A 13,566-nucleotide genomic window follows, 5' to 3' on the forward strand; every position below is an offset into this window, starting at 1 on the left:
TATTTCCATCTTGTTATGGCGGTGTTATTTTCCCGCCTATCAATTTTGAGCGGTAGCCTTGGTATTTATCACGGCTGTTGTATCTATACAGGGTGGGCAATAAATGAAAAAAAGTCTCTTTAAAAGCCTCTATTTCCAGGTATTAACGGCAATTACGCTGGGCGTGTTGCTTGGGCATTTCTATCCGGATCTAGGCGCACAGATGAAGCCGTTAGGTGACGGCTTTGTTAAATTAATCAAGATGATCATCGCTCCGGTGATTTTCTGTACCGTGGTGACCGGCATTGCCGGAATGGAAAGCATGAAAGCCGTGGGCCGCACTGGCGCCATTGCTCTGCTCTATTTCGAAATCGTCAGCACCATCGCGCTGATTATTGGTCTGGTGATCGTCAACATCGTCCAGCCGGGCGCGGGCATGAACGTTGATCCCGCCGCGCTGGACGCCAAAGCCGTCGCGGTGTACGCGGAACAAGCGCAGAGTCAGGGGATCATTCCTTTCCTGTTAGACATTATTCCGGGTAGCGTGATTGGTGCCTTTGCCAGCGGTAACATCCTGCAAGTGCTGATGTTTGCTGTACTGTTCGGCTTCGCGCTGCACCGTCTGGGTGACAAAGGCCAACTGGTCTTCAACTTCATCGACAGCTTCTCAAAAGTCATTTTCGGCATCATCAACATGATCATGCGCCTTGCTCCACTGGGTGCATTCGGCGCGATGGCCTTTACCATTGGTAAATATGGCGTTGGCTCTCTGGTGCAGCTGGGCCAGCTTATTCTCTGCTTCTACCTGACCTGCGTGCTGTTTGTGGTAGTGGTGCTGGGGCTGATTGCGCGCTTCACCGGCTTTAGCATCTTCAAATTTATCAGCTATATAAAAGAAGAGTTGCTGATTGTTCTCGGCACCTCCTCGTCTGAATCCGTTCTGCCACGCATGTTGAATAAAATGGAGCGCCTTGGCTGTAAGAAGTCAGTGGTGGGTCTGGTTATCCCAACCGGCTACTCCTTCAACCTTGATGGCACCTCGATTTACCTGACCATGGCGGCGGTGTTTATTGCTCAGGCAACCAATACCCACATGGATATCTGGCACCAAATCACCCTGTTGGTTGTGCTGCTGCTCTCCTCTAAAGGTGCGGCGGGCGTGACCGGCAGTGGCTTCATTGTTCTGGCAGCAACCCTGTCAGCAGTCGGCCACCTGCCGGTTGCCGGCCTGGCGCTGATTCTGGGTATCGACCGTTTCATGTCCGAAGCGCGCGCCTTGACCAATCTGGTGGGTAACGGTGTTGCCACTATCGTGGTCGCCAAATGGTGTGACCAACTGGATGAAGGTCAATTGAACGCCGAGCTGTCCGGTAAAAATAACGAGCTTGCGGCGGGGAAAACGGTCTAATCGGATCCGTTCTTCTGAAAAGTTGATTAGAAGTTGTAAAAAGGCAGGTTGGATCACTCCAAACCTGCCTTTTTCATGCTTAATTTCCCTATAAATCCAACGGTTGCTTGATGTAACCCTAAGATTATCTTCATAATGTGCATCCCCGATGTCCCTGCGGCAGTTTTTTCTTAAAAATTTTCATGTGAACGGTGACATCGGCGAAAACGTGCGGTCTAACACAGTGCTAAACTTTGCCGTCTTCGTTTCAACACATCGATATCCTGTGGGCCAGTCGTCAGACACCGGCAGGACAGACAAATTGAAAATTGGATTGTCATTACGTAGGGGTTCACATGCAGGGCACCAAAATTCGTTTACTCGTTGGTGGATTGCTGCTGGCAGTTGCCGCAGGCAATGTTCAGGCTGAGGCGCTACAACCCGACCCAGCCTGGCAACAGGGTAAATTAGACAATGGTTTTACCTGGCAGATGCTGGCAACGCCGCAACGCCCAAGCGATCGCATTGAATTACGTCTTATTGTCCGTACCGGCTCTTTAGCCGAATCAAGCCAGCAAACTGGCTTCGCGCATTTCCTTCCTCGTATCGCCTTAACGCATTCCGAAGGGTTTACCAGCGCACAATTACAGTCTTTCTGGCAACAGGCTATCAGCACCGTAAGACCTCTTCCGCCAGCCGTCTCTTCTTATGATTTCACCATGTACAACATCAGCTTGCCAAACGGCCGTGCTGATCTGCTGAAAGAAGCCCTGTCATGGTTGGCGTCAACCGCCGGTCAGTTGCCTATCACTCCAGATACTGTTAGCGACGGCGCGCGCATTTCCCCTGATCCCGTGGGCTCGATCCCGATGGATACTCAGGATGCCTGGTGGCGTTATCGCCTGAAAGGTTCAACATTATTAGGTCATGACCCAAGCCAGCCTCCGGCACATCCGGTCGATGCCAAGGCGCTGAGCCAGTTCTATCATCAGTGGTACACCCCGGACGCCATGACGCTGTACGTGGTGGGGAATGTTGATAGCAGCCGCAACCTCAGCGAGCAGATCAATAAAACCTTCTCCAAGCTGAAGGGCACTCGCGAGACGCCGCAGACACTACCAACGCTCGCCAGCCTGCCGCCAAAAGCCATGACGCTGATGGATGACTCCATCACGCAGGATAAGCTGTCGCTATTGTGGGATACGCCGTGGCAGCCGATCCAAGACTCACAGGCATTGAGCACTTACTGGCGCAGCGATTTAGCGCGGGAAGCCTTGTTCTGGCATTTACAGCAGGCGTTGAAAACCTCGCCTGACGGTAAAGAGTCAAAAGCCAGCGCCGATATGCCGGTGCCTAACTTAAGTTTCGACTGCCGCGTGCAATACCAGCGCGCCCAGTGTGCAATCCGCATGGACGCCGCCCAAGACAAGATGCTTGATTCGCTGAAGCACCTGTCACAAGAGCTGCTCAAAGTGCGCGATACCGGACTGTCTCAGGCCGAGTTTGATGCCTTGATTGCGCAGAAGAACGATCAGCTTAGCAAGCTGTTTGCGACTTATGCCCGCACCGACACTGACGTGCTCATGAGCCAACGCCTGCGTTCCCAGCAGAATGGCGTGGTGGATATCGCTCCAGAGCAATATCAGAAACTGCGTCAGGAGTTCCTCTCTTCCCTGACCCTGCCGGTATTGAATCAGGAGCTGAAACAGCAGCTTTCTCGCGACCCGGCCTTGTTGCTGGTTCAGCCGAAAGGCGAGCCAGAGATGAGCGTCAAGCTGTTGCAGGAAACCTACGATCAAATCATGGTTCCTGCTGTAGCCCCTGAGGCGGCACCTGCCGATGCGGCGAGTAATGCCGCGGGGGCGGTGCAGGGGCAATAAAGTTTTAGAGGGGCTTTGGCCCCTGTTCCCCAAAACCGTGGGCTCGCCGCCCACACTGGCCTTAAGGTCAAAACCGTGCGCTGCCGCCACACCGGCCTCAAGGGGCGCCTATCGCCGCGCCCCTTGAGAATCCCCGGCTCTTTACTGCACGCTCCGCTCGCTGGGCGGACATGTTTCAGGTACTTCCGTTATCCACCGCAAAATGTCGCCGCTTAGGCGGTGCCTTCGCTTCAGGCTTCGAGCCCTAGGTCTCGAACCGTTCGCTCAGCGCCATTTTTGACTGCGGTTTTGAGGTATTTCAACCGTGCCGTTTCATTGAAGTGCTGCTCTGTTCCTCCCCCTAATTAGGGGAGGGAGCAAGTCAAAACCCAATGAAACGGCACGGCGTAAATGCCAGTAAGCCACGTTCAGAAGTGACGCCGAGGGAGTGGTTCGAGACCTATGGCTCGAAGCCCGAACTGAGGGAACCGCCTAAGCGGCGGCATTTCGTGGCGATCACTGGGGCGGCTGAAACAGGTCCATTCCAACCCTGCGCAGCCTCGGTAACACAGCAACAAAAGCGCGGGAGTCCAGAGGGCGCGCGCTTACGCGCCTTCTGGGCCAGTTTGCGTGGCAACGCAAGGTTTTGGCGGTGTGGCGGCAGCGCACGGTTTTGACCTTAAAGGCCAGTTTGCGTGGCAACGCAAGGTTTTAACCTTCCCCTAAAACTTTTTACCCAGCTTTTTTCAAAAAGCCACATCCCCCGGAATAATAGCCCCGCGATATTGGATAACCGTGCTGGCTGTTTTGTGGCCGCGAATGGCGGCTTCTTCTGGGCTGCCGCCGTTCAGGCGGACGGCGAGATAGCCGGCGCTGAAGGAGTCTCCGGCGGCGGTGGTGTCGATGACTTTCTCTTTTGGCAGCTTCACCGCCGGCACGTCATACAGCTTGCCGTCGGAGGCGGAGACGATGCAGCTCTCTGCGCCGCGCTTGATCACCACTTCGCTGACGCCGAGCGCGTGAGTGCGGGCGATAACTTCGTCATACGGCTTCGCGCCCCACAGCATGTCTTCGTCATCCAGCGTCAGGAAGGCGATGTCGGTGCAAGAGAGCATCGCGTTATAAGCTGACTGGGTTTGCTCTTTGCTGGCCCACAGGCGTGGGCGGTAATTGTTATCGAAAATGACTTTGCCGCCGCGTGAGCGGCAAGCTTGCAATAAAGTCATCAGTCGCTCGCGGCTTTTATCGTTAAGAATAGCGAGGCTGATGCCGCTGAGGTAAATGTAATCAAATTCAGCCAGTTGCTGACAGACCTCGGCGGACTTCGGGCTGTCGAGCCAGTAACGCGCGGCGGCGTCATTACGCCAGTAATAGAAGGTACGCTCGCCCGTTTCATCAGTTTCAATCACATATAAACCCGGTAGTTTGTTATCGAGACGCTGGGTCAAATCAGTTTTCACCCCTTCCTGCTGCCATGCTGACAGCATCTCATCGCTGAAACTGTCCGTGCCCAATGCCGTGACGTACTGCACTTCCAGCGCGTCTGCGGGAACCTGGCGGGCGATATAAACCGAGGTGTTGAGCGTGTCGCCGCCAAAGCCGCGATGCAGGGAGGAGCCTTTCTGAGACAGTTCAATCATGCACTCGCCGATAACGGCAATTTTTCTGGTCATTGAAACGGGCCTTGTCTTAAGAGATGGAAGCGACTGTTTGGCGCAATCAAGCTGGCGAAATCATGCACGTAGTCTCTTCGCTGACGAGGGGGCAGTCAATACTATTAAAACGCAGTTTTACTTTTTTTCGAGGCGTCTCGAAGAAGTGAAAAATAGCCATTAAAAAAGCGAAAGCCGGAGAGCTTTCGCCGTTATCTTGGTGACGAGAAGTGAAGCTTATTTGGCTGCGTTGCGACGCTCGGTCACGCTCTGCCCGCCAATGCCCCAGTTGTCAGTGTCGATCTCGTCGATGATGACCGTGGTGGTGGCTGGGTTTTTATCAAGGGTATCCACCAATAATTGGGTAACGCCTTCAATTAGCGCCTTTTTTTGCTCAGCGGTGGCACCGTCGCGGGTAATTTTAATATTCACGTAAGGCATGGCTTTCTCCATATTTATAAGCGTTGTTAAGTCATCAATGTAGAGCCTGAGAGGGGAGACGTCTAGCCTGATAGCGGGCTATTTTGTGCTGCTGCGCGCGGTACCGGGCAAGGTGATTAAAGTTTCCTCCGGCGACGCCGATAGTTATCACTACGAAGTGGAAACAGGGGGGCGGGCTGTCCGTAGAGCCACGCAAAGCATGTTGCCGCATGTGACCTGATTGGATGATTTTTATTTCTGGCAACAGAAAGTATGGCGGCATAAAAATATGATAACGAAGATGATGTTAGGTCTGATGATGCCAACATTTTCTGTCATCGAACGCGTCAGGGCACAGTCCTACTGGCGCCAATGTCAGAGGGTGTATCGCTTTCAGCCCATTTACCGCACGTCTGGAAAGTTACTGGGTATTGAATTACTTACCGGGATTTTCCATCCGTCGGCACCACAGAAATTTGTCTCGCCAGAAGAGTACTTTGTCGCCGTTGCGATAGGCAAACGTGTACAAATCGTTCAAGAACAACTCGATTTATTGCAGCAATGGCAGCAACTGTTTATCGAGCACGGCCTGCTTGCTTCCATTAACGTTGATGGGCAAGTGCTGGAGGCTTTGCAGTCCGATAGCGCCCTGAAGCGGCAGATCAATACCATGCCCTACGTGCGCTTCGAGTTAGTCGAAAGCGCTGAACACGCGCTGAGCATCCCACTTTCCAAAATTGAGCAGTCTGACCGGCTATGGCTCGATGATTTCGGTCAGGGCATCGCCAACTTCTCTTCCTTTACCACCTGGCATTACGAATACATCAAAATCGCGCGCGACCTGTTTATTCTGCTGCGCCAGAGTGAAGAGGGGTCGAGGCTATTTTTCACCCTTGTCACGCTGATGAATCGCTACAGTAAAGGGGTGATTATCGAAGGTGTCGAGACGGCGCAAGAGTGGGCGATGGTGCGGGAATCTGATGCGCTGGCGGCTCAGGGATACTACTTATCGCGGCCGAAAACCTTCGATCAACTCGATAAACTGCCTATACATTTCCCAGAATAATCACGTTCTGTCACGTTTTTCCCTCCCGTGCCGATTATGCAAGCTGCGGCAAACTCAACTATGGTTAGGTCTATGAATCAGTTAACTCTCTGATAGGAATAGACTAATGACGCGCACAGGTAAAGTGGTTAGCTGGGTGGTGGGGATCATCGTTATTTTGTTGATTGCCATCGTGATTTTCATCTCACTGTTTGACTGGAATCGCCTGAAACCCACCATCAATCAGAAGGTCTCTGCCGAATTAAACCGCAGCTTTGCGATACGCGGAAACCTCGGCGTCGACTGGTCGCGTCAGAAAGATGAAGCTGGTTGGCGGGCCTGGGTGCCCTGGCCGCACGTGCATGCCGAAGATATTGTCTTAGGAAATCCCGAAGACGTGCCGGGCGCCACCAAAGATGCACAAATGGTCACGCTGGCCCGCGTAGACGCCAGTCTGGCGCCGCTGGCCCTGCTGCATAAAGAAGTGCTTATCCCGCGTATTTGGCTCAAGCAGCCGAATGCTTCGCTGATCCGCCTCGCCAACGGTAAAAATAACTGGACGTTTAATCTGGCGAACAGCGACACCAAAGATAAAGACCAGCCCGCCTCGCCGTGGTCCTTCACCCTTAATGACATCGTGTTTGACCGTGGGCAGATTGATTACAAAGACGCGCCGCTCAAGGCGGATTTCCGCGCGGTGATTGATCCCTTAGGCAAACCGCTGCCTTTCACCGAAGTGGTCGGCGAGAAGGGCGACAAGAAGACGGCGGATAAAGGCAAAACGCCAGATTACGTTTTCGGCTGGAAAGTGGACGGTAAGTACAACGGCGAGCCACTGTCGGGTAGCGGCAAAATCGGCGGCATGCTGGCGCTGAAAGACCCAGACTCCCGCTTCCCGCTGCAGGCTGATGTGCGTTCGGGCAACACCCGCGTCGCCGTCGCCGGGACACTGACCGATCCAATGAACCTCGGCGCTCTGGATTTGCGCCTTAAATTCTCCGGCCAGACGCTATCAGACCTCTACGGCCTGACGGGCGTGCTCTTGCCGCAGACTCCTTCCTATTCCACCGACGGCCATTTAACCGCGACGCTGCACGACAAAGATGGCGCGGTTTATCGCTATCAGAACTTCAATGGCCAGATTGGTGACAGTGATATTCATGGCTCGCTGACCTATCGCGCCAGTAAACCTCGCCCTAGCCTGAGCGGCAGTGTGGAATCCAAGCAGCTGCGCTTTGCTGACCTCGCGCCGCTGATTGGTGCTGATTCCAACAAAGACAAGGCCAAGCGTGGCGAAACCACCCGCCAGCCTTCAGACAAAGTGCTGCCGGTTGAGAAGTTTGATACCAAGAGTTGGGACGTGATGGATGCTGACGTGAAGTTCAGCGCCAAACGCATTGAACACGGTAAGTCGCTGCCGCTGAGCGACCTGAGCACCCATCTTAAACTCAACAACGGCGTTATCCTGATGGATCCGCTGCGCTTTGGCGTGGCGGGCGGCAATCTCAACTCCACCGTGCGACTGGAGGGGGACAAGTCGCCAATGCGCGGCCGAGTGGATATGCATGCGCGCGGCTTGAAGCTGAAACAGCTGCTGCCGAACGTCCAGTCGATGGAGCGCAGTCTGGGTGATTTGAATGGCGATGCTACTTTGTCGGGCACCGGCAACTCGGTGGCGGCTCTGCTGGGTAGCAGTAATGGCGACATGAAACTGCTGATCAATGACGGGGTCATAAGCCGCAGCCTGATGGAGATCGTCGGCCTGAACGTCGGTAACTACGTGGTGGGTAAAATCTTCGGCGATGACGAAGTGGCTATCAACTGCGCGGCGGCCAATGTGAATATCAAGAACGGTTTGGTTTCGCCACGGCTGTTCGTCTTCGACACGGAAAATGCGGTGATCAACATTACCGGCACCACCAACATGGCAACCGAGCGTCTCGATTTAACCATCGATCCTGAGAGTAAGGGAGTTCGCGTGCTGACCCTGCGCTCGCCGCTCTATGTGCGGGGCACCTATAAAAATCCAGACGCCGGAGTGAAGCCTGGTCCTCTGATTGCTCGCGGTGCCGCCGCCGTGGCTCTCGGCGCGGTCGTCGCCCCAGCCGCTGCCCTGCTGGCACTGATTTCCCCAAGTGATAATGAGCAAAACCAGTGCGCCCCAATCTTACAGAAGATGAAAGAGAAGTAGCAGCAACACTGGCATGCCCTTCTAAACCCTCTCTTATAGGAGAGGGTTTAATCAGTGCAAAAATCATGCAAATTGTTTATTTTATGGCTCGTTGTGATCTACAAATGCCACGGATTGCTTTAACCATTTACATCGAGGTAAAAAGAAATGATTAGCGACGCCATCAAAGCGACTGAAGAATTGGTTAACGCGGTACCTTTGCTCGGGCAGCACGCCAGCGAAAAGGACTATCGAGAAGCGTTGGAGCTGGTGGAGTATTTATTGATAAATAACCCACACAGCCCGCTGTTGGATATTGTCAGCAATAAAATCCGCGAATATGAAAATAGTCTGCCAGAGGTGGTTGCCTTCCGGGCTGAGATTGAAGCGCTGCCGAGCGGGGTTGCCGTGTTGGCGACGTTAATGGAGCAATATGGTCTGAAACAGACCGATTTTCAGGACGAGATTGGAGGCAAATCCCTCGTCTCTCGTATCCTGAGTGGTCAACGTCAGCTCACCGTTGACCACATTGATAAACTGGCAAAACGGTTTGAAATCTCACCCGCTCTGTTTATCTGACGTGATCAAGACTTCGGCACCGGATTCAGGACTGCGCAATCGTGGTCCTGAATCTCTTCGGTCGAGGCGTTGTTCATTTTGAGCAGGTTACGCTGGTTCGCCAGCAGCAGGAAATCCCCGCCAGACAGGCTCACCATCGCCATACCGAAATGCCCCATCTTCTCGCGGGCTTCCGGAACACCCTCGGCCAGCAGGCGGAAAGCTCCTTTTTGATTCAACTCGGCAGGCGCGACTTTGCGCACTAAGTAGGTGTGGCCAATCAGCTGATCCGGCAGCTCTTGCCAGCGATAACCTATCTGCCCAGCGTCTTTCACCAGCGTGTTTTTCACCTCTGGCAGCAGGCAGGAGATATGGATATGCAGCTGGTTTTGGGTGCGTCCGTACTGCGAGTTAATCGCCAGTGAGACATTGCTGTCATCAATAGGTTTGCCGTATTTATCCGCCATAAAGTGCCGCGCTTCCCACGCTTGGCTGAAGTAGTTCGGCGTGGCGTCTTCGAGCAGCGCCGGGCTTTCCATGCCGGTGACTTTAGCCGTCGGCATCAGCAGGAATTGCAGCGGGCCGTTTCTGTCCTTCATCACCACAAAGCCTTGCTTTTCATCTACCTGAGAGCAGGGAGCGGGCTGCCCGTTGGCGCGCTGGTTGGGCACACACTTCTGGCTAATGATGTTCCACAGGGCATTTGGGTTGGATTTATTGGGCAGGAATAACCATAAACCGGCGGCGATAATGACGGCCAAAATCACCAGCGTAATGAGGGAACGGCGAGTCAAACGCATGAGGGATAAGTCCTTAGAAAATCCCCGCACCGAGTGATGCGGGGGAATCAATCAGAGTGACTGGTCGCGAGTCTCTTTCGACAGCAGCAGCGCGATCAGGGTGATCAGCGCCATGGAAGCCAAATAGACGCCGACATAGAACAGGCCGTAGCGGGTTGCCAGCCAGGTCGCGATGTAAGGCGCAACCGATGCACCAAGAATCGATGCCACATTATAAGAGAATGACGCGCCGGTATAGCGAACTTCGGTCGGGAAGAGTTCTGGCAGCAGGGCGCCCATCGGGCCGAAGGTCAGCCCCATCACCACAAAGCCGCACAGCAGGAAAATCATTACCAGCGTCTGTGAACCCGAACCCAGCAGGGAAGGGAACAGCAGGGCAAAGACAATCATCAGCAGAGTAATGCAAATCATGGTTCTGCGACGGCCAAAGGAGTCCGCCAGCTGGCCGGCAATCGGCACCATCACGCCAAAACCAACCACGCCAATCATCAGCATCAGCAGGAAGTCATTACGGGTAATGCCCAAGCCCAGCGGCTTCGGCTGCGTGCCGTAACTCAATGAATAGACAGTCATAATGTAAAACAGGGTGTAAGTCGCCACCATGATGAACATGCCCAGTACGGTGGCTTTCAGGTGCTTGCTAAACAGGGTGCCGATAGGGATGCGAACCTGTTTTCCGGCCTTAGCAATTTTAGCGAACACCGGCGTTTCATGCAGAGAAACGCGGACATACAGGCCAATCAGTACCAGCACGGCGGAGAGCAGGAAAGGCACGCGCCAGCCCCAGTCGATAAATTGTTCATCAGTCAGCAACCACGACAGCAGCAGGAACATGCCGTTAGCGAAGAAGAAGCCAATCGGCGCACCAAGCTGCGGGAAGGAGCCGTAAAGCGCGCGCTTCTTGGCGGGCGCATTCTCCGTCGCCAGCAGCGCCGCGCCGCCCCACTCACCCCCCAAGCCCAGGCCCTGACCAAAACGCGCCAGTGCCAGCAGCAGAGGGGCGAAAACGCCAATGCTGGCGTAGGTTGGCAGCAGGCCAATCACCACGGTTGAAATCCCCATGGTGAGAAGCGAGGCAACCAGCGTGGCTTTACGGCCAACGCGGTCGCCGAAGTGGCCGAACAGCGCCGAGCCAATTGGGCGGGCGATAAAGGCAATGGCGAAGGTCGCCAGAGACTGTAGCGTTGCCGCCGTTGGGTCACCCTGCGGGAAGAAGATATGCGGGAAAACGATCACCGCCGCCGTGGCGTAGATATAGAAGTCGAAAAATTCGATGGCCGTGCCGATCAGCGACGCAACGATGACTTTGCCGCGGGAGTTTTGGCTGACCAGGTGGGCGTCAGCTGCTAATTCTGGTGTGACTGAGGCTTGCATAAGCGATGATTCTTATTGTGATTGAAAGGATGGATGTTATGTAAAGAAATGTTTGCTAAAGGCATATTAAGCAGGGAATGTGACGTTTTCAACGCCAGAGGGCGGAGGGAGAACGGCGCAATTGCACCAAATGGGGGAATGTTTTCCATCTGAAGTGATATCAGGTTTATCTGTTCAATAAATGGATAAAGGTTAGAACAACTCACTGGTAAATGGCCAAATAAAATGCCAGACAACGAATATTGTCTGGCACGATATAAATCAGGGCACTTATTGAGCGGCGTTATGAGTCTCAGGCTGCTCGATTTCCTTATCCCCTTTGTATTGCGCGGTGGCGATCCAGGCGGCGACAAACAGCGTTAGCCGGGCGAAGAAGTAGAAGAAGGCCATCAGGCCGATAACCGAGCCGAAAGCCGCGCCGGAGGGCGAGCTTGCCAGCCGTGGCAAGGTCATGGTCATGACGAACTTGATCACTTCAAAGCCGATAGCTGCCAGCAAAGTGCCGCGCAGCAGGGCTTTTTTGCGTGGCTTATGGCGCGGCAGCATCCAAAATATCCACAGGAACAATAAATAGTTAGCCGCAATGGAAATCACCAGCGTGACCGAGGTCATCACCGGGCGCAGCCACTCAATGCCGCCAAGGCCTAAAGCATCAACAATCGATTTCTGCGCCGAACCGGCAATCGAGGTCAGCGACAGCGTGATGATCAGCGCCAGCACCAGACCCGTCAGCGAGATGAAATCGCGAATATAGCGCTTGTAAATCACCTCTTTATCCTGCGGATTGCGCTCCCACACGTCGCGGGACTGGGCGCGGATCGCTTCGCGCAGATTCCCCATCCAGCTAATCCCGGAATAAAGCGCAATCAGCAAACCGGATAGCCCCACCGCCGTACGCTGCTGAATTGCCGTGTTGACGGTGTTTTTCAGCGTGCTGGCAAGGTTGGGATCGCTGATGCTGTTGACGATTTTGCCAATCAGTCGCGCCAGCAGGTCGGGGTTGGAGGCCAGAATGAAACCCACTGCGGCAAAGGACACCATCAAAATCGGGATCAGCGACAAAAAGGAGAAATAGGTAATGGCCGCGCCGAACTGGCTGCCGAGGCGATCGTTGAATCGCTCCGTGGCCCGCAGCAAATGGGCGACCCAGCCCCATGACTGGATGCGCGTCACCAGCTTCGAAGCCCGGGTAATATTTTTATCCACAGTGTGATTGCCGGTTTTGATATTAATCAGCGGCTTAGCGTCTTCCTGTTCGAGCGTTTCTGGTTTATTGGTGGTTGGCATTAATCCACGGAGTCCTTATTTTTCAGATTTTCCATCAGTTTAGTATAGCTGCTCAATCGCGCCCGCTGCCGGGCCAATGGCTGATTGCTCAGCCACTGCTCAAGAGGCCGGCCCTATTTGAGATGGGCATGGGTGATTTCGGTCAGCCAATCCATGAACACTTTGGCTCGCCTGGAAAGATTCAGCCGATGGGGATAAACCAGTGAGATAGGCATTGGCGGCGCGTTGTACTGCGGCAAGATTTTGACTAATTGGCCCGTCTCGAGGTACTCGCGCATCCCCATCAGCGGCACCTGAATAATGCCTAAACCCGCCAGACAGGCGCTGGAGTAAGTCTGGGTGCTGTTGACCGTCACCGCGCCGCCGGTCTTCACAGAACGCAGCGTTTTGCCTTCTAAATATTCAAAGCTGGAGGTCCGCGCGCCCAGCGTCTGCTCGTAATGCACCATGGCGTGCTGGGATAAATCGTCCGGATGCAGCGGCGTGCCGTGGCGTTGGAGATAAGCCGGGCTGGCGCAATTTATCATGTTGAGTTGCCCGAGCGGGCGAGCGATCAGCCCCGAATCCTTTAGCGTGCCGACGCGGATCACGCAGTCGAAACCTTCGCGGATGACATCAACCCGGTGGTCGGTGCTGCTGAGTTCAATCTCGATGGCGGGATAGCGGTTGAGGAATTCGCCCAGCTTTGGCAGCACAAAATCGCGCGCCATGGCGACCGACATATCCACCCGTAGGCGGCCGCTGATGGTGGCCGGGTTAGCCTGAAACAGTGTTTCCATCTCCTCGACGCTGGCCAGCAGCTCTTTGCAGCGGTCGTAATAGACCTGACCGTCCTGCGTCAGTTGCACCCGGCGGGTGGAGCGATGCAGCAGGCGCACGGCAAGTTGGCTTTCCAATTGCTGAATTAGCCGCGAGACGCTGGCCTTGGGAAGACTCAAACTTTCGGCGGCGCGAGTAAAACTGTTCAGCTCTGCGACGCGAACAAATACCTGCATCGATTGAATTTTATCCACATTTCCGCCCATTGTTGTTTTA

General features: G+C 54.3%; 11 protein-coding genes. 5 read left to right on the plus strand and 6 right to left on the minus strand.

The genetic code is table 11. The features are described 5' to 3' along the window. Window positions 1-103: 103 nt before the first annotated feature. Both ACT3RR_RS12350 and ACT3RR_RS12355 read left to right on the plus strand, forming a co-directional pair. The gene (locus ACT3RR_RS12350; RefSeq protein WP_353503689.1) at window positions 104-1,387 is read left to right on the plus strand and encodes a dicarboxylate/amino acid:cation symporter; all 1,284 of its coding nucleotides are present in this window, start codon (window positions 104-106) and stop codon (window positions 1,385-1,387) included. A 335-nt stretch (window positions 1,388-1,722) separates the two neighbouring features. Next, window positions 1,723-3,246: a M16 family metallopeptidase gene (locus tag ACT3RR_RS12355; protein ID WP_485902998.1), complete on the plus strand. Its 1,524-nt coding sequence runs from the start codon at window positions 1,723-1,725 to the stop codon at window positions 3,244-3,246. Window positions 3,247-3,971: 725 nt separating this feature from the next. On the opposite strand, the gene ACT3RR_RS12360 is transcribed toward ACT3RR_RS12355, so the two are convergent. Together ACT3RR_RS12360 and ACT3RR_RS12365 are read right to left on the minus strand one after the other, a co-directional pair. Then, window positions 3,972-4,898: a sugar kinase gene (locus ACT3RR_RS12360; RefSeq protein ID WP_496200410.1), complete on the minus strand. Its 927-nt coding sequence runs from the start codon at window positions 4,896-4,898 to the stop codon at window positions 3,972-3,974. A 216-nt stretch (window positions 4,899-5,114) separates the two neighbouring features. Next, window positions 5,115-5,330, minus strand: coding sequence for a 2-hydroxymuconate tautomerase family protein (locus ACT3RR_RS12365; protein ID WP_154145740.1), 216 nt, complete (start codon window positions 5,328-5,330; stop codon window positions 5,115-5,117). A 256-nt stretch (window positions 5,331-5,586) separates the two neighbouring features. Here ACT3RR_RS12365 and pdeH point away from each other — a divergent pair, with 256 nt between their 5' ends. The 3 genes from pdeH to ACT3RR_RS12380 all read left to right on the plus strand — a co-directional run bounded on the left by pdeH (window position 5,587) and on the right by ACT3RR_RS12380 (window position 9,091). After that, the gene (gene pdeH, locus ACT3RR_RS12370) at window positions 5,587-6,363 is read left to right on the plus strand and encodes a cyclic-guanylate-specific phosphodiesterase (protein WP_353503686.1); all 777 of its coding nucleotides are present in this window, start codon (window positions 5,587-5,589) and stop codon (window positions 6,361-6,363) included. A 106-nt stretch (window positions 6,364-6,469) separates the two neighbouring features. Then, window positions 6,470-8,533, plus strand: a complete 2,064-nt coding sequence (locus ACT3RR_RS12375; protein ID WP_496200411.1) for an AsmA family protein — start codon at window positions 6,470-6,472, stop codon at window positions 8,531-8,533. 147 nt (window positions 8,534-8,680) lie between these two features. Beyond that, window positions 8,681-9,091 (plus strand): helix-turn-helix domain-containing protein, encoded by a 411-nt coding sequence (locus ACT3RR_RS12380; protein ID WP_485903003.1) that lies wholly within the window; start codon window positions 8,681-8,683, stop codon window positions 9,089-9,091. A 5-nt stretch (window positions 9,092-9,096) separates the two neighbouring features. Here the strand turns inward: ACT3RR_RS12380 and ACT3RR_RS12385 are convergent, their stop codons facing one another. The 4 genes from ACT3RR_RS12385 to ACT3RR_RS12400 form a co-directional block, all read right to left on the minus strand. Beyond that, window positions 9,097-9,870: a CDP-diacylglycerol diphosphatase gene (locus ACT3RR_RS12385; RefSeq protein ID WP_496200412.1), complete on the minus strand. Its 774-nt coding sequence runs from the start codon at window positions 9,868-9,870 to the stop codon at window positions 9,097-9,099. Between the two features lie 51 nt (window positions 9,871-9,921). Beyond that, window positions 9,922-11,244 carry an MFS transporter gene (locus ACT3RR_RS12390; RefSeq protein WP_486031711.1) on the minus strand — a complete coding sequence of 441 codons (1,323 nt, stop codon included), beginning with the start codon at window positions 11,242-11,244 and terminating at the stop codon, window positions 9,922-9,924. 270 nt (window positions 11,245-11,514) lie between these two features. Next, entirely contained in the window at window positions 11,515-12,531 is a 1,017-nt protein-coding gene (gene yhjD / locus ACT3RR_RS12395) for an inner membrane protein YhjD (protein ID WP_396131808.1), read from the minus strand. A gap of 113 nt (window positions 12,532-12,644) precedes the next feature. After that, window positions 12,645-13,544 (minus strand): LysR family transcriptional regulator, encoded by a 900-nt coding sequence (locus tag ACT3RR_RS12400; RefSeq protein ID WP_353503680.1) that lies wholly within the window; start codon window positions 13,542-13,544, stop codon window positions 12,645-12,647. Between the last annotated feature and the right edge of the window lie 22 nt (window positions 13,545-13,566).

The sequence above is a fragment of the Ewingella sp. AOP8-B2-18 genome (genome assembly GCF_052376015.1).
GTDB classification, from domain to species: Bacteria; Pseudomonadota; Gammaproteobacteria; order Enterobacterales; family Enterobacteriaceae; genus Ewingella; species Ewingella allii.

What these genes read in the sequence shown, in the direction of transcription:
- ACT3RR_RS12385 (WP_496200412.1), bottom strand. Translation starts at nt 9,870, where the DNA reads ATGCGTTTGACTCGCCGTTCCCTCATTACGCTGGTGATTTTGGCCGTC.
- ACT3RR_RS12355 (WP_485902998.1), top strand. Translation starts at nt 1,723, where the DNA reads ATGCAGGGCACCAAAATTCGTTTACTCGTTGGTGGATTGCTGCTGGCA.
- ACT3RR_RS12380 (WP_485903003.1), top strand. Translation starts at nt 8,681, where the DNA reads ATGATTAGCGACGCCATCAAAGCGACTGAAGAATTGGTTAACGCGGTA.
- ACT3RR_RS12350 (WP_353503689.1), top strand. Translation starts at nt 104, where the DNA reads ATGAAAAAAAGTCTCTTTAAAAGCCTCTATTTCCAGGTATTAACGGCA.
- yhjD (WP_396131808.1), bottom strand. Translation starts at nt 12,531, where the DNA reads ATGCCAACCACCAATAAACCAGAAACGCTCGAACAGGAAGACGCTAAG.
- pdeH (WP_353503686.1), top strand. Translation starts at nt 5,587, where the DNA reads ATGATAACGAAGATGATGTTAGGTCTGATGATGCCAACATTTTCTGTC.
- ACT3RR_RS12365 (WP_154145740.1), bottom strand. Translation starts at nt 5,330, where the DNA reads ATGGAGAAAGCCATGCCTTACGTGAATATTAAAATTACCCGCGACGGT.
- ACT3RR_RS12360 (WP_496200410.1), bottom strand. Translation starts at nt 4,898, where the DNA reads ATGACCAGAAAAATTGCCGTTATCGGCGAGTGCATGATTGAACTGTCT.
- ACT3RR_RS12375 (WP_496200411.1), top strand. Translation starts at nt 6,470, where the DNA reads ATGACGCGCACAGGTAAAGTGGTTAGCTGGGTGGTGGGGATCATCGTT.
- ACT3RR_RS12390 (WP_486031711.1), bottom strand. Translation starts at nt 11,244, where the DNA reads ATGCAAGCCTCAGTCACACCAGAATTAGCAGCTGACGCCCACCTGGTC.